The organism is Nonomuraea angiospora (assembly GCF_014873145.1).
Taxonomy (GTDB): Bacteria; Actinomycetota; Actinomycetes; order Streptosporangiales; family Streptosporangiaceae; genus Nonomuraea; species Nonomuraea angiospora.
On sequence record NZ_JADBEK010000001.1, the window covers coordinates 5,610,939 to 5,628,010 of the forward strand.

Genomic DNA, 17,072 nt, shown 5'->3' on the forward strand with positions numbered 1-17,072 from the left:
GAGACGTGACCTTGCCGTGATCGCCTTGCCTGACCAGATGACAGCATCGTGGACGGGAACGAGGGCGGCAAGTGCCGGTTCGCTACTTCCACCACTCGGGCCTCTCAAAGGAGCCGGCTTTGGGCAGCGAGTTGGGCGGCACGCCGGGACCGGCATCGACGTACACCCGGACCGCGTCGGACGCCGTCTTGTAAGCGCTCTCGACAGTCCAGTCGTCCTTGATGTGCGCGCCGTCCACGGGGTACCCGCTGCCGCTGCCGTCGGGGCCGGTGGTCCACATCACCACATACTCGATCTTCAGCCCGAGCCGCTCCATGTTGACCCTGACGTCGCCGACCCGCTTGCCGCGAGCCCTGTAGCCGTCGACGGGCGCGTCGGCGTACCGGCCGTCAGTGCTCGGTGTGGCGTAGGGCTCCCCCGGCGCGGCCGGCCGGCCGATCCCGAAGATGACCTTCCCCTTGAAGTGGACGGGGATGGAGATCGTGCCGCACCAGGCCGACGGGCAGTCCGTCCTGCGACTGCCCGTCACGCCCGTGCCGGGCGGGAACTCTCCGTCCATGATCGGGCCGACCAGCTTGCCCACGTCCTCCGGCGCCACCGGCGCCTTCTTCACCTCGGCGTCCAGCCCCACCGCCCGGAACGCTTCCGCGAACTCCGCCGCCTCGGCCTCCGGGTCGTTGATCGCCACTTCCAGGTAGTCGTCGCCGGCCTTGATCGACACGGCGGCGTTGGCGTACTCGGTGACGGGGCCGCCGAACGGCACCCCGACGACGAGCGCGACGGACGCCGCGACCGCCACCGCGGCCAGCCCGAGCCACCGCCCTCTGCGCGGGGAACGCCTTCGCACCGGCACCCGCTCCTCAGCCATGATCGACTCCATCAGCGCCCGCGCCCCCGCGCCGGACGCCTGCCCCACCGCGTCCCCGGCCAGCTCCTCGTCCCGTACGCGGGCGAGCTCGGCGATGTTCACGGGCTGCTCCCTCCGGATGCTCACAGGCTGCTCCCTTCGATCGCGACGGCATTCGAGTACTCGACCCCGGCCGCGGCCAGGCCACGGGCGAAGCGTTTGCGGGCCCGGAAGAGCCTGACCCGTACGGCGTTGCGCGAGATACCGAGGATCTTGGCGATCTGGCCCGGATCCAGCCGCTCCCACGCGACGAGGGCGAGCAGCTCCCTGTCGTCCTCGGACAGGGCCCGGAACACCTTGCCCAGCTGCGAGAGGTCGTCGCCGGGCAACTCGGCGACGAGCGGCGAGGCGGCCAGCTGCTCGCGCAGGGCGGCGGTGCGCTGCTCATGCCGCCGCTCACCGCGCCGCTGGTTGGCCAGCACCTTCCTGGCCACCCCGAAGAGCCACAACCTCGCCTCGTCGCCTCCGGGCACCTCCTCTATCCGGCGCCACGCGACCATGAACGTCTCGGCGACGACGTCGGCCGCGTCGTCCGGGTCGGGGCATCGGCGTAACGCGTATCCGAGCAGCTGGGGGTAGGCCGCTTGGTATATCGCCTCGAACCGGCTTTGGGGATCGGCTCCCATCCGTTCTCCTCACTGTGGTTCACCACCACTCACCCCATGTCCGGATTTCCGCCTCCATTACCGACCACCCCAACTCCGGGAGCGCCCCGCAACGCGGGGGTGATGGAGGCTAGGCGGTGCGGTGATGAGGAGCGGAGGTGCGGGAGGAGAGGAGGGCGGCGGTCGGTACGGCGATGAGGCACGGGGCCGGGCGGCGGGCGAGGCGGTGGTGAGAGGCGAGTACGGCCGACGACAGCGCACCCCCGGCCCCGGCGGCGGCGAGCGGCGGCGCACCCGCCCGGAGTCCCTCCGGCGCCGGTACGGCGGGAAGGCGCACGGCGGCACCCGGCGCAACGCGTGCGGCGCATAGACGGCGAGCGCCCCGACGAGGCGAGAGCGGCGGCGGCGAGCGGCGCACCCGCCCCAAGTCCCTCCAGCGCCGGTACGGCGGGAAGGCGCACGGCGGCACCCGGCGCAACGCGTGCGGCGCGTGGACGGCGGGCGCTCCGACGACGTGAGCGTGGCGCTGGCGAGCGGCGATGGCGGGGCGTTGAGGGGCGGGGCGCGTTGGCGAGGGGGGCGGGGCGCTGGCGAGGGGGCGGGATGGCAGGTTAGGCGGATTGGGCGCGGCTGGTGAGGATTTCGGTTATGTGGTTCTCGGCCCACGCCGCCACCGCCGAGACCGGCTCGTGCAGCGACCGCCCCAGCGACGTCAGCTCGTACTCCACCCGCGGCGGCACCTCCGCGAACACCTCCCGCGTCACCAGCCCGTCCGCCTCCATGGCCCGCAACGTCTGCGTCAGCACCTTGGGGGTCACCCCGCCGATCCGCCCCCGAAGAGCGGTGAAGCGCATGGGGCCGTGGGCGAGGCTGAGGAGCACCAGCACCGACCATTTATCGCCGATCCGATCCAAAACCACCCGGGTCGGGCAGTTAGGGTCGAAGACATCGCCAGTATCCATAAGGTACTTATAGCACGATGAAGTAACCAGTATCCGATGGATACTCTGGCGCACATGAAGATCCTGCTTTTTGGCGCGACCGGCATGATCGGCCAGCGCATAGCCGCCGAGCTCACGAATCGCGGCCACCAGGTGACCGCCGTCAGCCGCAAGGGCCCCGTCAAGGGTGATGTCCACGACGCCGCCACCCTGGCCAAGGGCTACGACGCCGTCGTCTCCGCCATCGCCCCGCCCCGCGACGGCACCGAGCCCGAGCCGCCGTTCCTGGACGCCAACCGCGCGCTCATCGCGGGCGTGCGCGCCGCCGGCGTACGCAGGCTGATCGTCGTGGGCGGCGCCGGCAGTCTCCAGGTCGCGCCGGGTCAGGACCTGGTCGACACGCCCGACTTCCCGGAGCTGTACAAAAAGGAGTCCAAGGCCCAGAGGTCGGCCCTCGCCCTCTACCGGGAGGTCGAGGACCTCGACTGGACGTACATCTCACCGGCCGCGGAGATCGCGCCGGGCGAGCGCACCGGCGTCTACCGCATCGGCGGCGACACGCTGCTCGCCGACGCCGAGGGCCGCAGCTTCATCTCGGCCGAGGACTACGCGGTCGCCGTCGCGGACGAGCTGGAGAACGGCGCCCACCCGCGCAGGCGCACCACCGTGGCCTACTGAGCCGCGTCCTCCGGGAGCAGCGCCTTCTCGTCGGGCTTGTGGACGAGCACGTTGTCCACGTACGACTTCACGGCCGCGGCCAGCCCCACGTCCGCGCCCGACTCCTCGGACAGGTACCAGCGGTGGTCGAGGATCTCGTGGAAGAGCTGCGCCGGCTCCAGCTTGCCGCGCAGCTCCGCGGGGATGGCCTCGACCGTCGGCTGGAACACCTCCGCCAGCCACCGGTGCGCCACGATGGCCTCGTCCTCGTGCCGCAGCCCCTTGGCCACCCTGAACCCGTCGAGGTCGTTGAGCAGCCGCCGCGCCTGGTTCTCCTCCACGTCGAGCCCGGTCAGCCGGAGCAGCCGCCGCTGGTGGTGGCCGGAGTCCACGACCTTGGGCCGTACGATGAGCCGCCCGGTGCCGACCTTGCGCCGCACCATCATCTCGGCCACGTCGAAGCCGAGCAGGTTCAGGCGGCGGATCCGCTGCTCCACGCGGTGCCAGTCGACCTCCTCGATGATCTCGCTCTGGGTGATCTCGTCCCACAGGCGGTGGTAGCGGGTGACGATGTCCTCGGCGGTCTCCATGGGGTCGATGGACGGATGCAGCAGCCCGCCGGCCTCCAGGTCGAGCATCTCGCCGAAGATGTTCGTGTGCGCGGTGTCGATGTCGGCCAGCCGCTGCCCCTCGCTGATCATCGGGTGCATCTCGCCGGTCTCGGCGTCCACCAGGTACGCGGCGAAGGCCCCGGCGTCCCTGCGGAACAGCGTGTTGGACAGCGAGCAGTCGCCCCAGTAGAACCCGTTCAGGTGCAGCCGCACTAACAGCACGGCCAGCGCGTCCAGCAGGCGGGTGAGCGTGTCGGGCCGCAGCGTGCCCGACATGACGGCCCGGTACGGCAGCGAGAACTGCAGGTGCCGGGTGATCAGCGCCGCGTCCAGCCCTTCCTCGCGGCCGGTGACGTAGGCGACGGGCTCCACGGCGGGCGCGTCGAGGCGGGCCAGGTCCCACAGCAGCTGGTATTCACGCTTGGCGTACCGCTCGCTGATCTCCTTGATCGCGTACACCTTGCCGGACAGCCGGGCGAACCGCACCACGTGCCGCGATATGCCGCGCGGAAGATCGACGAGATGGTACTGCGGCCAGTCTTGGAGGGGGACCTCCCAAGGGAGGCGGATCAGGTCAGGGTCGCCTAGCGCGCCAGTGATCTGCAGGGGCATTTCCACAGGATATGGTGCATCGGTGGACGAGTTTCTCAAGTGGTACTTTTCCGACCGTCCCGTCATGGCCAGCTCGTTGGGGGCCGACGGTTACGATCACACCCTCGGCGACTTCACCGCCTCCGCCTGGACCGCCCGCGAGCGGGAAGAGGCCCGCTGGCTCGACCGCCTCTCCTCCCTCCAGACCGCCACCCTCGACGACGCCATCGACAGAGATCTGGTCCTGTCCTGGTTGAGAGGCTCGACCGCGCTCGCCTCCTGGCCCGAGTGGCGGCGCGACCCGGCCGTCTACCTGTCCGCGATCTTCGCCTCCATGTACACGCCGTTCCAGCGGCGCCTCAAGCCGGAGCCCGAGCTGGTGTCCTCGGCCGTCTCCCGGCTGGCCGAGGTGCCCGGCGTGCTGGCCGCCTGCCGCGCCAACCTCGACCCCGAACTGGCCGCCCCGCTGCTGATCAAGCGCGGGCTCGGCCAGGCCCGCACCGGCCGCAACTTCCTCACCCGTACGATCCCGTCCATGGTCGAGGACCCCGACCTGGCCGCCAGGCTGGCCGAGGCCGCCGAACCGGCCGCGCGGGCGTTCGACGAGCTGGTCGCCTTCCTCGAGGGCTTCGAGTGCGGCGGCACCTGGCGGATGGGTGAGAAGCTCTACTCCACACTGCTGCGCGAACGCGAGATGCTCGGCTACGGCGCCGCCGAGCTGCACGAGAAGGGCAAGGCCGCCTGGGCCGAGCTGGACGCGCGGATGCGCCAGGTGGCGCTGCGGGTCAACGGCGGCGAGGACTGGCGGGCGGCGATGGAGTTCCTCATGGACGACCATCCGCCGACCCTGGCCGACATGCGGGCCGAGTACGAGGCCGAGACCCAGCGGGCCAGGGAGTTCGTGCGGGAGCGGGACCTGGTCACCTTCGCCGACGGCGAGGAGTGCGACGTGCTCCCCTCCGCCGAGTACACCCGTCCGGTGCTGTCCGTCGCCCACTACCTGGCGCCGCCTCCGCTGAGCGCCTCGCGCAAGGGCGTCTTCTTCGTCCCCTACACGCCGGACGACTTCACCCCCGAGCAGGTACGCCAGCGCCTGCGGACGAACTCGCGGGCCCAGATGCCCTCGATCTCCGTACACGAGGCCTACCCGGGGCATCACTGGCACCTGTCGTACATGGCGGGCAACCCCCGTACCGTCAGGAAGGTCTTCCGCACCCCGTACTTCACCGAGGGCTGGGCCCTGTACGTGGAGAAGCTCCTGCACGAGCAGGGCTACTTCGACACCCCCGCCACCGAGCTGGCCCACCTGGACTGCCGGATCTTCCGCGCCGCCAGGATCGTCGTGGACACCGCGCTGCACTGCGAGGACATGTCGATCGAGGAGGCGGAGACGTTCATGGCGACCAAGGCGTCACTGTCGCCGGGCACCGCTCAGGGCGAGGTCAACCGCTACTGCGCGTGGCCCACGCAGGCGCCCTCCTACCTCACGGGCGCGATCGAGATCGACCGCATCCGGCAGTCGTTCCAGGGGTCGCTGAAGGAGTTCCACGACCGGATCGCCGGGTCGGGCGGGCTGCCGCTGGGCCTGGCGGAGCAGGCCGCGCTGTCATAGGCGGCGAGGGAACGCCGGGGGGTTCAGCGCGCGCTCGACCACCGCGTTGAGCTGCTCGTCGGTGAGGACGGCCGGCTTGCCCACGCTGAGCCCCCGGACGTACACCTCGCACAGCCACTCCAGCAGCCGGGTGGCCTCGAACGCCTCCTCCAGCGTCGCCCCGACGGTCACCCCGCCGTGGTTGGCCATCAGGGCGGCCTTCTTGCCCTCCATCGCCGCCCGGACGTTGGCGGCCAGCTCGGGCGTGCCGTACGTGGCGTACTCGGCCACCTTGACCACGCCGCCGAGCAGCAGCGCGTTGTAATGGACGGGTGGCAGCTCGGTCATGGTGGTGGCCACGATCGTGCCGAACACGGAGTGCGTGTGCACGATGGCCCGGGCGTCCGTGGTCGTGTAGACGGCCAAGTGCATGGGGGTCTCGCTGGACGGCTGCAGGTCGCCCTCGACGAGGTAGCCCTCGACGTCCACGACCGGGCACATCTCCGGGGTCAGCCGGTCGAGCGCCGCCCCCGAGGGGGTGACCGCGACCAGGTCGCCCTCGCGCACGCTCAGGTTGCCGGACGTGCCGATGACCAGGCCGAGCTCGACCGCGCGCCGGCCGTACTCGCACAACTGCTCGCGCAGGCTACTCATGCGTTCGCAATGTAATCGGTCGTCCGAATTACTACAACCGATCGAGCGCCTGGAGCATGAGGCGCTCGACGTCGACGCGTCTGAGCCGGCCCGGGTAGAGGAGCAGGTGCAGGCTGAGGCCGTCGACCAGGGCGAGCAGGTGCTCGGTCAGGTCGTCCAGGTTGTCGTCGGTGCGCAGCTCGCCCGCCGCGCGGGCCTGCGCCAGCAGGTCGCGTACGACGGCGCGCAGCTCGTCCGCCTCCGTGCGCTGGACCTCGGCCAGGCGCTCCGAGGCCAGGCTGCGGCTCCAGAAGCTGACCTCCAGGCGCGACTCCTGGGTGCGCTCGGCGTCCAGCGGCAGGTTGTCCAGCAGCAGCTCGCGCAGCGCGGCCAGCCCGCTCGCGCCCTCGACCTTGCGGGTCAGCCGCTCGCGGATGCGCTGGTGCGACTGGCGCAGCGCCGAGAGCAGGATCTCGTCCTTGTCGGCGAAATAGTGGGCGAGCACGCCGTTGGAGTATCCGGCCTCCTTGGCGATGGCCCGGGTGGTGGCGGCGTCGATGCCGTCCCTGACGATCACCCGGCGGGCGGCTGACAGGACCTCGCGCCGGCGCTCGTCGTGATCGACGATCTTGGGCATCGGCTCCTCCATTGACTTTTTATTCGGACGTCTGTCTATTTAGACTATGACCGTCGCCACCGTCGGCGTCCACATCGTCGACATTCTCGCCAGGCCCATCGATCACATCCCCGAGGGCCAGGACACCGTACTGGTGGAGCAGATCCGCCTCACCGCCGCCGGCGCAGCCGCCGGGACCGCCGTCGACCTGGTCAAGCTGGGCAACTCCGTGATCACCATGGGGGCCGCAGGCGACGACGAGCTGGGCGACTTCCTGGTGGCGGTGCTCGCCAAGCGCGGCGTCGACGTCTCGCGCCTGGTGCGCAGGGCGGGCGAGCAGACGGCCGCGTCGATCCTGCCCATCAGGCCCGACGGCGGGCGGCCCAGCTTCCACGTGCCCGGGGCGAACCTCGGTGTGACGTACGCGGACCTCGACCCCGACGTGCTGCGTGGCGTGCGGGCGATCCACCTCGGCGGGATGGACGTCACCTTCGGCCTCGGCGACCCGGCGTTCTTCGCCCTCCTGGACGAGGTACGCGCGTCCGGCACCGTCATCACCATGGACCTCCTTTCGGAGATGCCCGACTTATTGGGAATGGCCCGCGCTTTCCTGCCGCACGTGGACTATGTGCTGCCGAACGAGTTGCAGGCCCTCCTCATGACCGGCGCCTCCGACGTCGGCGAGGCCGCCCGGGCCCTGCTGGCCGACGGGCCGCGCGGCGTGCTGGTCACGCTGGGCGCGGCGGGCAGCCTGGTGGTCACGCCGGAGGGCGCGGAGGCGGTGCCCGCGCTCAAGGTGGACGTCGCGGACACGACCGGCTGCGGGGACGCGTACTGCGCGGGGTTCCTGACGGGCCTCCTGCACGGGCAGGACGTGCTGACCGCGGCCCGCTGGGGCACGGCCGCCGCCGCCCGCGTCGCCACGGGGCTCGGCTCGGACGCCGGCCTCATCGATCTCGACTCGACCCTAAGGACTCTCGGATGACCGACGCAGAACTCCGTCAGCGCGCACTGAAGGTCGTCCCAGGCGGCATGTACGGCCACCTCAACGCCGCCCTCTTCGCCCCCGGCTTCCCGCAGTTCTTCGAACGCGGCGAGGGCTGCCGCCAGTGGGACGTGGACGGGCGCGAGTACATCGACTTCATGTGCAGCTGGGGCCCGGTCGTGCTCGGCCACCGCCACCCGCGCGTGGAGGAGGCCGCCGCCCGGCAGGCCGCGCTCGGCGACTGCCTCAACGGCCCCGGCCCGATCATGGTGGAGCTGGCCGAGCTGCTGGTGGACACCGTGCCCAGCGCCGACTGGGCGATGTTCTCCAAGAACGGCACCGACGCCACCACGCAGGCGCTCATGGTCGCCCGCGCCGCCACCGGGCGGACCAAGGTCCTGATGGCGCACGGCGCCTACCACGGGGCGGACCCCTGGTGCACGCCCTCCCCGGCGGGCACCACGCCCAACGAGCGGGCCGACCTGGTGGAGTTCACGTACAACTCACTGGAGTCGCTGGAGGCCGCGGCGGCGACCGTGGAGGGCGACGTGGCGGCGATCATCGTGACGCCGTTCAAGCACGACTCGTTCGAGGACCAGGAGCTGGTGGAGCCCGCCTTCGCGCGGGGCGCCCGCGCCCTGGCCGACCGGCTCGGGGCCGCGCTGGTGATCGACGACGTGCGGGCCGGGTTCCGGGTCGACCTGCGGGGGTCCTGGGAGCCGTACGGGGTGCGGCCCGACCTGACCGCCTGGTCGAAGGCCATGGCGAACGGCTACCCGATCGCCGCCGTCACCGGCACGGACGCGCTGCGCGGACCGGCGCAGACGCTGTACTCGACGGGGTCGTTCTGGTTCTCGGCGGTCGCCATGGCGGCGGCCAAGGCGACCATCGAGACGCTGCGCGACACGGACGGCATCGGCGCCATGGAGCGCGCGGGCACGCAGCTGCGCGAGGGGCTTTACGCGCAGGCCAAGTCCCACGGGTTCGTGGTGAACCAGACGGGGCCGGTCACGATCCCGTGGCTCAGCTTCGACGGTGACGCCGACCTGTCCATCGCGATGTGGTGGAGCGACGCCTGCCTGCGGCACGGGGTCTACCTGCACCCGTGGCACAACTGGTTCATGTCGGCCGCGCACACGGAGGCCGACGTGGCCAGGGCGCTGGAGGGCACGGACCAGGCGTTCGCGGAGACCCGTGCCCACTTCGGCTAGGCGGCGGTGAGCTTGCTGATCTCGGCCACTTCGGCTAGGCGGCGGTGAGCTTGCTAATCTCGGCCACTTCGGCTAGGCGGCGGTGAGCTTGCTGATCTCGGCCACGACGGCCGGCCAGAGCGGGCGCGGCAGGTCGTGGCCCATGCCCGGGTAGGTCACCAGGCGGGCGCCAGGGACGGCCGCGGCCGTCGCCTGGCCGCCCGCGACCGGGACGAGCTGGTCCGCCTCCCCGTGCAGCACCAGCGTGGGCACCCGCACCCCGGCGAGCCCCTCCGTGCGGTCGCCCGAGGCCATGATGGCGGCGAGCTGCCGGGCCGTCCCGCCGGGGTCGAAGCAGCGGTCGAACGCGAGCCCGGCCAGCAGGGTGATCCGCTCGCGGTCCAGCTCGTATCCGGGCGAGCCGATGACCGACCAGGTGCGCACCGCCTGGGCCATGACCGCTTCGCGCTCGGCGGGGGGCGCGGCCATGAGGATGGCGAGCGCGGCCTCGGTGGGCGGGGCCGCCGAGGGACTGGGAGTGGACATGATCGAGGTCAGGGTCAGCACCCGGTCCGGGTGGCGGATGGCCAGCGCCTGGGCGATCATGCCGCCCATCGACGCCCCGACCACGTGGGCGGCCGGCCAGCCCAGCGCGTCCATGAGTCCCGCCGAGTCGTCGGCCAGATCGTCCAGCAGATACGGCGAGGGCGCCCCCATCGCGGGAACGCCCTGGTCGTGGAAGTGGGTGGACAGGCCGGCGTCGCGGTTGTCGAACCGTACGACGTGGTGTCCCTGGTCCGCCAGCAGCTCGCAGAGCCCTTCATCCCAGTGGATGAGCTGCGCGCCGAGCCCCATGATGAGGAGCAGGGGGCGCCCCTCGTGCGAGCCGAAGCTCTCGTAGGCGATTTCGATGCCGTTCGCGGCTACGCGGGTGGTCACGTGGACCAGAATGACATTCTGGTCCACGTCCGTAAAGTTCAGACCTTGAGGAGATTGCGGACGCGGTCGCCGGCAAGCGCCACGCCGCCGCCCACCGCGGCCACGGCGCTGGCCACGACGGCGCCCGTGCCGGAGCTCCACTCCCCGGTCTCGCGCGCCGGAGGCAGCGCGAGACCGGCGGCCGCCGGGGGCTCGGCCGGGTTGTCGTCGTGCTCGGCGTAGGCGCCGGTCGAGAACGGGACGGGGTAGTTCTTCTTGCCGGGACCGTCGCCCCACTTGGTGATGACGTAGTCGACCTTGATGTGCCCCTGGCCGCCGACGCCGTCGACGCCGAGCGTGTCCATGTTGAACGTGCCGCCGGTCAGCTCCGCGAACGTCTTGCCGTCCAGGTCGAGCATGACGCCGTTGTTGGAGGGCACGCCCGGGCCGCGGTCGCCGACGAAGAAGGGCAGCTTCTTGCCGTCGTGGATCACGTAGCCCTCGGTCATGAGCGGCCAGCTCGGGCTGGCGGCCAGACCTTTCTGCATGGGCTTGCCGCTGGCGGGCAGACCGGTGTCCCCGGCGCGGCCGGAGGCGTCGTCCCAGAAGTACGAAGCGGTGGTCGAGCCCTTGAGCAGGACCTTCTCGTCCGTGTTGGAGTCGGCGTGGGCCGCGGTGCCGGCGATGGTGAGGGCGCCGACGGTGGAGGCGGTGAGCAGAGCCAGGGTACGCAAACCAGAACGTGCAGACATGAAAAGTACAGTCCTTCGCGAGGGGGCAGGGAGATTGCGCTCGCTGAAAAAGGGCGTAGCAGGGGAAAGCACCTGACAGGGGGAGAGCTACGCGGAGCGCGAAACGAGCCTGGAGAAGGGACCGCTCAGAGGGCGGCCGTCATCACGCTGTATGGGTGTTCTACGTGATCATTCAAGTTCTGCATGTGTCCTCTCCATCTCGCCTACCGGGTTAGCTGACGGGTTCGGGCGGTGGAGTTGCCCTACCGACACAAGGTCGGATTCACCCCAGGGAGGTGGGTCCCCGGCTCCCGAGTGATCGGGATTAGGCGCCAGCCGGCTGGTCCCCTTGTGTGGTCCACGCCACCGGCTGGTAAGTGGGCATCACTCTAACCACGTATTCCGGACAAACACAAACAGTTCGTCATGAATCGGTGTAAAGATCTACCTGCCCCCGGCATAGAGAAAGGGGGCACGGCATTGCCGTACCCCCTGGAAATTACCGGCCTCAGCCGCCGCTCTTGCGCCTGAACGATCTTTTACTCGCAGCCGGACCGTGCGTCCCGTGGATCTTCGATGGGTCGCCGCCCTTGCCACCCGCGCCCGAGCCCGCGTGCTGGCCGCGCTTGCGTTCCAGCGCCTCGCGGAACTTGCGCTTCATCTCGTCCTCGGGAGTCTCGCTGACTTCCGGCTCCGGTGTTTCCGCCATGAGGACCTCCATGGTGTTGGGGACTATCACAGCTTCGCATGGCGCCGCTTATGACGCGAAACTGGCCTCGACCCTGCGCTGCGGCGTGGCGAAGGCGTCACCCTCAGGAGCCACCGAGCCCGCCCGCCCAGGTAAAGGGGAACCACTCCGATCCTGGTGTTGTGTTGGAGCGGCCCAGGAAATAGACCCGGCATGTCCGCCACGACCGCCACGTCCGCAGCCGCGTCATGAGCCTCCTCGGCCGCGACCTGGCGGTGGACCTCGGAGGGTCCCGCACGCGGATCTACGTCAGGGGCAAGGGCATCGTGCTCGACGAACCCTCCGCGGTGACGATCGACGGCCGTACCGGCAAGATCATCGCGTACGGCGCGGACGCGACCGGCGAGGAGACGTGCTGGCCCGTCAGCGGCGGCCTGCCGGCCGACGGCGACCTCACCCGGCGGATGGTCAAGCACTTCCTGAGCAAGGTGCACCGGCGCCCGCTCGCCAGGCCGCGCCTGGTCATGGCGCTGCCCGACGGCTCCACGCCGATCGAGCGGGCCACGCTGCGCGACGTGGCGTACGAGGCGGAGGCCAGGCAGATCCGCCTGATCCCGCACTCGCTCGCGGCGGCGCTCGGCGCGGGCCTGCCGGTCCGCGAGTACGTGGGCGGCATGGTGATCGACATCGGGCGCGACTCCGCCAGGATCGCCGTGCTCTCCGGTGGGGAGGCCGTGGCCACGACGGCGGTCCCGAGCGGCGGCCGGGCCGTGGACCGGGCCATCGCCCGCCTGGTCGAACACGAGCACGGCCACACCCTCGACGAACGCGAGGCGGAGGCCGCCAAGCACCACGCCGGCGCCGACGGGGGCCCCGTCACCGTACGCGTCAGAGATTCCGAGACCGGCCGCGAGCACGACGTGCGGCTGCCCGTGGAGCGGATCCGGGAGGCGGCCGGTCCGGCGATCGAGTCCATCGTGTGGGCGGCGAGGGAGACCGTCGAGCGCTGCCCCGCCGAGCTGATCGGCGACCTCGGAGATCGTGGCGCGGTGCTGGTGGGGGGCGGCGCGCTGCTCGCGGGACTCCCGCGGCGGCTGCGGGAGTCCCTGGGTATGCCGGTACGGCGGGCGGAACGGCCGCTGGAGTGCGTGGCGCTCGGCCTCGGCACCTGCGTGGACGACCTCGGACTGCGTGCCCGGCTCCGCCGGCGCCGTTGATCATTCTGTTTTCGTTTTTCGGTGGGTGCTCCCGGACGATCTCGGATATGGTCCGAACGTGCGCGCCTGCCGTCACGGCTTATCCGCGGCGCTCCTCTGCGTCGCGGCGATGACGGCCTGCACGGCGGCGGCCGAGCTGCCCACTCTCGAAGACGCCGCCCGGCAACTCGACTCCGACGGCGGCGCCCTGCTCGGCTCCGCCGGTCTCCGGCTGTCGACCGAGTCGCCGGCGGACGACGACTCGTGCGTGCCGGGGCAGGTGCGACGATACTTCCGCGCCGAGAGCGACCTCGCCTCCGCCTCCGCCCTGCTGGATCGCCTCCAGGCGATGGGGTACGACAAGGTGGTCGACGACCTGGACCTGCGGGACGGGGATCAGGACGTTTCCGTGCTGCGCAATCCTGAGACCCGGCTGACGTTCGAGCTGACCGTGCTCTCCGGCGACGAGCCCGGCGTCCGGGTCATCGGCAAGACCACCTGCTACACCGCCGACTGACGCCGCATCCCCGCCGAGGGCGTCAGGGGGTGGACAGGGCCTCGGTCGGGGAGAGGCGGGAGGCGCGGATGGCGGGATAGAGGCCGGCCGCGGCGCCGATGGCCAGGGTGGCGGCGAGGCCGCCGGCGGTGGCCCAGGCCGGGACCACGGAGGGCCAGCCGCTGTACAGCGCGTACCCCATCGTGACGCCCGTCCCCAGGAGGATCCCTCCTCCCCCGCCCAGCGCCGACAGCAGCAGCGACTCCGCCAGGAACTGGGTGCGGACCTGCCCCCGGGTCGCCCCGAGCGAGCGCCGCAGGCCGATCTCGGCGCGGCGTTCCAGCACCGAGATGACCATCGTGTTGGCCACCCCCACCCCGCCCACGAGCAGGGCCACCGCGCCCACCCCCAGCAGGAGGTTGGCGAACGCCTGGCTGGTCGCCTGCTTGGCGGCCAGGGCGTCGGACGGGCGGGAGACGTCCACCTCGTTGGGCGCCTCCGGGTTGGCGGTGCCGGCCAGCACCTCGCGGACGGCCTCCAGCTCGGACTCCGCCGAACGGGTGTAGAGCGTGGTCGGGTGCCCGTCGAAGCCCAGCCTGGACTCCGCCACCGGCCAGCCCACCAGGACGGCGCTGTCCAGCTCGGTGGCCAGCGCCACCGGGTTCATGACCCCGACGACCGCGAAGCGGACGCCGCCGATCACCACCTGCGTGTCGGCCCCGATCGAGCCCACGCCGAGCCGCTGGGCCGCGGCGGAGCCGAGCACGGCGGCCGGGTAGCGTTCGGTGGCGGCGTTGAGCCAGGTCCCGCTCCGCAGAGTCGCGCCGACGGTGGCGGGCAGGTCGAGGCGGGCCGCGTACGTGGTCATGCCGCCGGTCTGGGCCTCGGGGATCTCCTCCGACCGGTAGACCTTGGCCTCGGAGATCTTCCCGATCGACGAGACCTTTTCCACGGGTCCGATGCGCTCGATCATCGCCTCCGCGTCCTTCGGCATCTGCGCGGCCTCGCCCATGAGCGTGGTGCCGGACGAGACCGTGAGCAGGTTGGTGCCGAGCGCGGAGAGCGTACGGTCGAGCTCGGCGCCCGACGAGGACGACAGCCCGACCACGCTGACCATGGCCGCGATGCCGATGGCGATGCCGAGCGCCGACAGGAAGGCCCGCAGCGGTCGCGTGCGCAGGCCGACCGCCCCGACGCGCATCACGTCGCGGGGCCGCATCCTGGCCGGCGACAACTTCGGCCGGGCCACCTCCAAGACGGCCATCACACCGCCTCCTGCGGGACCCGCGCGGTGTCGGAGATCAGGCTGCCGTCCCGCATCCGCACCTGCCGGGGCAGGCTGGCGGCGATCTCCCGGTCGTGCGTGATGATCACGATGGTGGTGCCGCCCGCGTTCAGCTCGTGCAGCAACTCCATCACCCCCGTACCCGACACCGAGTCCAGGGCCCCGGTGGGTTCGTCGGCCAGGAGCAGCGGCGGGTCGCCCGCCACCGCCCTGGCGATGGCCACGCGCTGCCGCTCGCCGCCGGACAGCTCGTGCGGCTCGTGGTCCATCCGGTGCCCGAGCCCCACCCGTTCGAGCGCCCTGGCCGCGCGGCGGCGCCGCTCCGACCTGCTCAGGCCGGTGTAGACGAGGCCGTCGGCCACGTTGTCCAGCGCCGGGACCTTCGCGGCGAGGTGGAACGACTGGAACACGAACCCGATCGTGGTGGCCCGCAGCGCCGACAGCTGGTTGTCGGAGAGCTTGGAGACGTCGTACCCGTCGATGTGGATGGTCCCGGACGTGGGCCGGTCGAGGGTGCCGACGACGTTGAGCATCGTCGACTTGCCCGAGCCGGACGGCCCGACGATGGCGACCAGCTCACCGTGCTCGATGCGCAGCGAGACCGACCGCAGCGCCGCCACCCCGCCGGGGTAGGTCCTGGAGACGTCCGTCAGCGCGATCATGGGGTACGTCATTTCGGCATCCCCACGGTCATGCCCTCGGTGAGCCCGTCCCCGCTGACCTCGACCCGGCCCCCGGCGAACAGCCCCGTCTCGACCTTGATGTAGCGGGAGCGGCCCCCTTCGACGACCTCCAGGCCGTAGCCGCCCTCCCGCAGCGCCACCAGCGCCGCGACCGGCACGGTCAGCACGTTCTTGCGCTGGGAGGCCGTGAACGTCACGTCCACCGCCGCCTTGTCCAGCCCCTTGGCGGACTTGGAGTCGCCGATCGAGACGAGCGCCTCGACCCGGGTCTGCGGCTCGGCGTTCTGGCCCTCGCCCGGCTTGACGACCGTGGCCACCTCGGTGACCTTGCCCCGTACGTCCTTGCCGTCCGGCAGCGTGACCTGGACCTTGGCGCCCTTCTTGGCCATCCGCTGGTCCTCGGCCTCCAGCTCGACCGTGACCACCTTGGACGTGCCCGTATAAGTCAGGACCTTCTGCCCGGGGGCGGCCGGCTGGCCCTCCTCGGACTCCAGGCTCTCCACCCGTACCTTGCCGGGGGCGAAGACGACCCGGCCCAGCTCGACCACGCCCGTCTCGTCCAGGCCGCGGTCCTCCTGCCACTCCTTGACGGCCTCGGCGGTGTCGTAGGTGTACTCGTCGTCGACCGTGAAACCGTCGTAGCCGAGCTTCTTGAGGTTGCGCTCCAGGTTCTCGACGTCCTTGCCCTCCACGCCGGGCTTGAGGTCGCGGTAGGCGGGCGTGTCGCCGTACATGAGCATGACCGGCTGGTTGTCCACCCGGTACAGCGACCGCCCACGGGTGATCTGGGCGCCGCTGTCGGGCAGCCAGGTGATCGTGCCGGGTTTCCTGCTCATGGCCGTGGTCACGGGGCCGTAGCCGAGTTCGCCGTCGGCGTCCCTGGTGTCGTTCAGGGTCTGCCTGGTCACCGGGGTGGTGGCCGGGGGCAGGGCGCCGGCCGACCGAGTGGGGCCGGCGTCGCCCTTCAGCAGGCCCGCGCTGTTGATCGCCACGAACCCGCCGCCCGCGGCGACCAGCACGATCAGGAGCCCGGCGACCACCTTGCCCCGGCCGCGCCGGCGGCGCGGCCGGGAAGGCGGAGAGCCGGGCTCCGCCTTCCCGTCGATGGTGGCCATCCCCATCACATGCCTCCCATGCCCGCCTCAGAGAGCTCCTTCTCGCACTTCTGCTGGGCGGACTTGAAATCGGGGTCCTTGCCGACCTCGGCGTTGATGCGCACCATGCCGCCCTCGGGGTCGGGGTAGGACTCGACGCCGTTGTCGCGCATGCACTGGGCGACCTTGCGCAGCGCCTCGGCCCTCTGGGGGTCGATCTTGCCGCCCTCCCCGCCCATCTTCGGCGCGTACTGCTTGCACGCCTGCTGGGCCGCCTCGACCTTCTCCTGCGGGACGCTGCCGTCGAACTTCATCATCATGCCCTTGCCGGGCTCGGGGTCGGGGACGTCGACGCCGTTCTCGCGCATGCACTGGGCGAACTTGAGCCCGCGCTCGTGCGGGTCCTCGCTGGGCTTCGCGCCGGCCGCGGTCTGGCTGCCGTTGCCGGACACCGACGCCACGCCGGAGCCGCCGCCGTCGCCGCCGCCTGAACCGCAGGCGGCCAGGGCGAGAGTGAGCGCCAGGGCCATCGCGCTGAGGGCTGGTCCTCGCATGGGTGTTCTCCTCCGTCGAATGAACGTGGTTCGAGGAGAGATGCAATAGGGGCCGCTGTTTCCTCAGCGTTTCCGCCAGCTGTTTGTTCTGGGGCTTATT

Annotated in this window: 20 protein-coding genes and 1 riboswitch; of the genes, 7 read left to right on the top strand and 13 right to left on the bottom strand. The window is 71.2% G+C overall.

Going from position 1 to position 17,072, the window contains the following annotated elements:
* Nucleotides 1-82: 82 nt before the first annotated feature.
* Complete coding sequence (locus H4W80_RS25430; protein WP_192787397.1) at nt 83-994, bottom strand: hypothetical protein; 912 nt, start codon at nt 992-994, stop codon at nt 83-85.
* Complete coding sequence (locus H4W80_RS25435) at nt 991-1,533, bottom strand: RNA polymerase sigma factor (protein WP_192787398.1); 543 nt, start codon at nt 1,531-1,533, stop codon at nt 991-993. Before H4W80_RS25435 ends, H4W80_RS25430 begins: the two co-directional genes overlap by 4 nt.
* Before the next feature lie 124 nt (nt 1,534-1,657).
* On the opposite strand from H4W80_RS25435, the gene H4W80_RS25440 reads away from it, so the two are divergent.
* Nucleotides 1,658-1,882, top strand: coding sequence for a hypothetical protein (locus tag H4W80_RS25440; protein ID WP_192787399.1), 225 nt, complete (start codon nt 1,658-1,660; stop codon nt 1,880-1,882).
* A 241-nt stretch (nt 1,883-2,123) separates the two neighbouring features.
* Here the strand turns inward: H4W80_RS25440 and H4W80_RS25445 are convergent, their stop codons facing one another.
* The gene (locus H4W80_RS25445) at nt 2,124-2,474 is read right to left on the bottom strand and encodes a winged helix-turn-helix transcriptional regulator (RefSeq protein ID WP_192787400.1); all 351 of its coding nucleotides are present in this window, start codon (nt 2,472-2,474) and stop codon (nt 2,124-2,126) included.
* A 54-nt stretch (nt 2,475-2,528) separates the two neighbouring features.
* On the opposite strand from H4W80_RS25445, the gene H4W80_RS25450 reads away from it, so the two are divergent.
* Entirely contained in the window at nt 2,529-3,131 is a 603-nt protein-coding gene (locus tag H4W80_RS25450; protein ID WP_192787401.1) for an NAD(P)-dependent oxidoreductase, read from the top strand.
* On the opposite strand, the gene H4W80_RS25455 is transcribed toward H4W80_RS25450, so the two are convergent.
* The gene (locus H4W80_RS25455; protein ID WP_192787402.1) at nt 3,125-4,333 is read right to left on the bottom strand and encodes a DUF4032 domain-containing protein; all 1,209 of its coding nucleotides are present in this window, start codon (nt 4,331-4,333) and stop codon (nt 3,125-3,127) included. The genes H4W80_RS25450 and H4W80_RS25455 overlap by 7 nt on opposite strands.
* A 22-nt stretch (nt 4,334-4,355) precedes the next feature.
* Between H4W80_RS25455 and H4W80_RS25460 the strand changes: the two genes are divergently transcribed.
* On the top strand, nt 4,356-5,924 hold the full coding sequence (locus H4W80_RS25460) for a DUF885 domain-containing protein (RefSeq protein WP_318787050.1): 1,569 nt from the start codon (nt 4,356-4,358) through the stop codon (nt 5,922-5,924).
* On the opposite strand, the gene H4W80_RS25465 is transcribed toward H4W80_RS25460, so the two are convergent.
* Together H4W80_RS25465 and H4W80_RS25470 are read right to left on the bottom strand one after the other, a co-directional pair.
* A complete protein-coding gene (locus H4W80_RS25465; RefSeq protein ID WP_192787404.1) occupies nt 5,919-6,557 on the bottom strand; it encodes a class II aldolase/adducin family protein in 639 nt (212 codons plus the stop codon). The two genes, H4W80_RS25460 and H4W80_RS25465, sit on opposite strands and share 6 nt — an antisense overlap.
* Nucleotides 6,558-6,588: 31 nt before the next feature.
* On the bottom strand, nt 6,589-7,173 hold the full coding sequence (locus H4W80_RS25470) for a TetR/AcrR family transcriptional regulator (protein WP_192787405.1): 585 nt from the start codon (nt 7,171-7,173) through the stop codon (nt 6,589-6,591).
* A gap of 46 nt (nt 7,174-7,219) precedes the next feature.
* Between H4W80_RS25470 and H4W80_RS25475 the strand changes: the two genes are divergently transcribed.
* On the top strand, nt 7,220-8,137 hold the full coding sequence (locus tag H4W80_RS25475) for a carbohydrate kinase family protein (RefSeq protein WP_192787406.1): 918 nt from the start codon (nt 7,220-7,222) through the stop codon (nt 8,135-8,137).
* A complete protein-coding gene (locus H4W80_RS25480) occupies nt 8,134-9,348 on the top strand; it encodes an aminotransferase class III-fold pyridoxal phosphate-dependent enzyme (RefSeq protein WP_192787407.1) in 1,215 nt (404 codons plus the stop codon). The genes H4W80_RS25475 and H4W80_RS25480 overlap by 4 nt, the downstream gene beginning before the upstream one ends.
* Before the next feature lie 72 nt (nt 9,349-9,420).
* On the opposite strand, the gene H4W80_RS25485 is transcribed toward H4W80_RS25480, so the two are convergent.
* The 3 genes from H4W80_RS25485 to H4W80_RS25495 all read right to left on the bottom strand — a co-directional run bounded on the left by H4W80_RS25485 (nt 9,421) and on the right by H4W80_RS25495 (nt 11,685).
* Nucleotides 9,421-10,266, bottom strand: coding sequence for an alpha/beta fold hydrolase (locus tag H4W80_RS25485; protein ID WP_318787051.1), 846 nt, complete (start codon nt 10,264-10,266; stop codon nt 9,421-9,423).
* Nucleotides 10,267-10,304: 38 nt separating this feature from the next.
* On the bottom strand, nt 10,305-10,997 hold the full coding sequence (locus H4W80_RS64635) for a hypothetical protein (RefSeq protein ID WP_378525601.1): 693 nt from the start codon (nt 10,995-10,997) through the stop codon (nt 10,305-10,307).
* 185 nt (nt 10,998-11,182) lie between these two features.
* A riboswitch (cyclic di-AMP (ydaO/yuaA leader) is annotated at nt 11,183-11,318 on the bottom strand.
* Between the two features lie 166 nt (nt 11,319-11,484).
* Nucleotides 11,485-11,685 (bottom strand): DUF5302 domain-containing protein, encoded by a 201-nt coding sequence (locus H4W80_RS25495; RefSeq protein WP_221519159.1) that lies wholly within the window; start codon nt 11,683-11,685, stop codon nt 11,485-11,487.
* Nucleotides 11,686-11,912: 227 nt separating this feature from the next.
* Here H4W80_RS25495 and H4W80_RS25500 point away from each other — a divergent pair, with 227 nt between their 5' ends.
* Both H4W80_RS25500 and H4W80_RS25505 read left to right on the top strand, forming a co-directional pair.
* Nucleotides 11,913-12,881, top strand: coding sequence for a rod shape-determining protein (locus H4W80_RS25500; RefSeq protein WP_192787408.1), 969 nt, complete (start codon nt 11,913-11,915; stop codon nt 12,879-12,881).
* 58 nt (nt 12,882-12,939) lie between these two features.
* Complete coding sequence (locus H4W80_RS25505; RefSeq protein ID WP_192787409.1) at nt 12,940-13,377, top strand: hypothetical protein; 438 nt, start codon at nt 12,940-12,942, stop codon at nt 13,375-13,377.
* Between the two features lie 22 nt (nt 13,378-13,399).
* Here the strand turns inward: H4W80_RS25505 and H4W80_RS25510 are convergent, their stop codons facing one another.
* From H4W80_RS25510 to H4W80_RS25525, 4 genes are read right to left on the bottom strand one after another with little or no spacing between them, the layout of a single operon-like run.
* Complete coding sequence (locus tag H4W80_RS25510; protein WP_225963657.1) at nt 13,400-14,620, bottom strand: ABC transporter permease; 1,221 nt, start codon at nt 14,618-14,620, stop codon at nt 13,400-13,402.
* Nucleotides 14,620-15,315 carry an ABC transporter ATP-binding protein gene (locus H4W80_RS25515; RefSeq protein ID WP_318787052.1) on the bottom strand — a complete coding sequence of 232 codons (696 nt, stop codon included), beginning with the start codon at nt 15,313-15,315 and terminating at the stop codon, nt 14,620-14,622. The genes H4W80_RS25510 and H4W80_RS25515 overlap by 1 nt, the downstream gene beginning before the upstream one ends.
* The gene (locus H4W80_RS25520) at nt 15,312-16,445 is read right to left on the bottom strand and encodes an efflux RND transporter periplasmic adaptor subunit (protein ID WP_192787410.1); all 1,134 of its coding nucleotides are present in this window, start codon (nt 16,443-16,445) and stop codon (nt 15,312-15,314) included. The genes H4W80_RS25515 and H4W80_RS25520 overlap by 4 nt, the downstream gene beginning before the upstream one ends.
* Nucleotides 16,445-16,972 (bottom strand): hypothetical protein, encoded by a 528-nt coding sequence (locus tag H4W80_RS25525; protein WP_192787411.1) that lies wholly within the window; start codon nt 16,970-16,972, stop codon nt 16,445-16,447. The genes H4W80_RS25520 and H4W80_RS25525 overlap by 1 nt, the downstream gene beginning before the upstream one ends.
* Nucleotides 16,973-17,072: the final 100 nt, after the last annotated feature.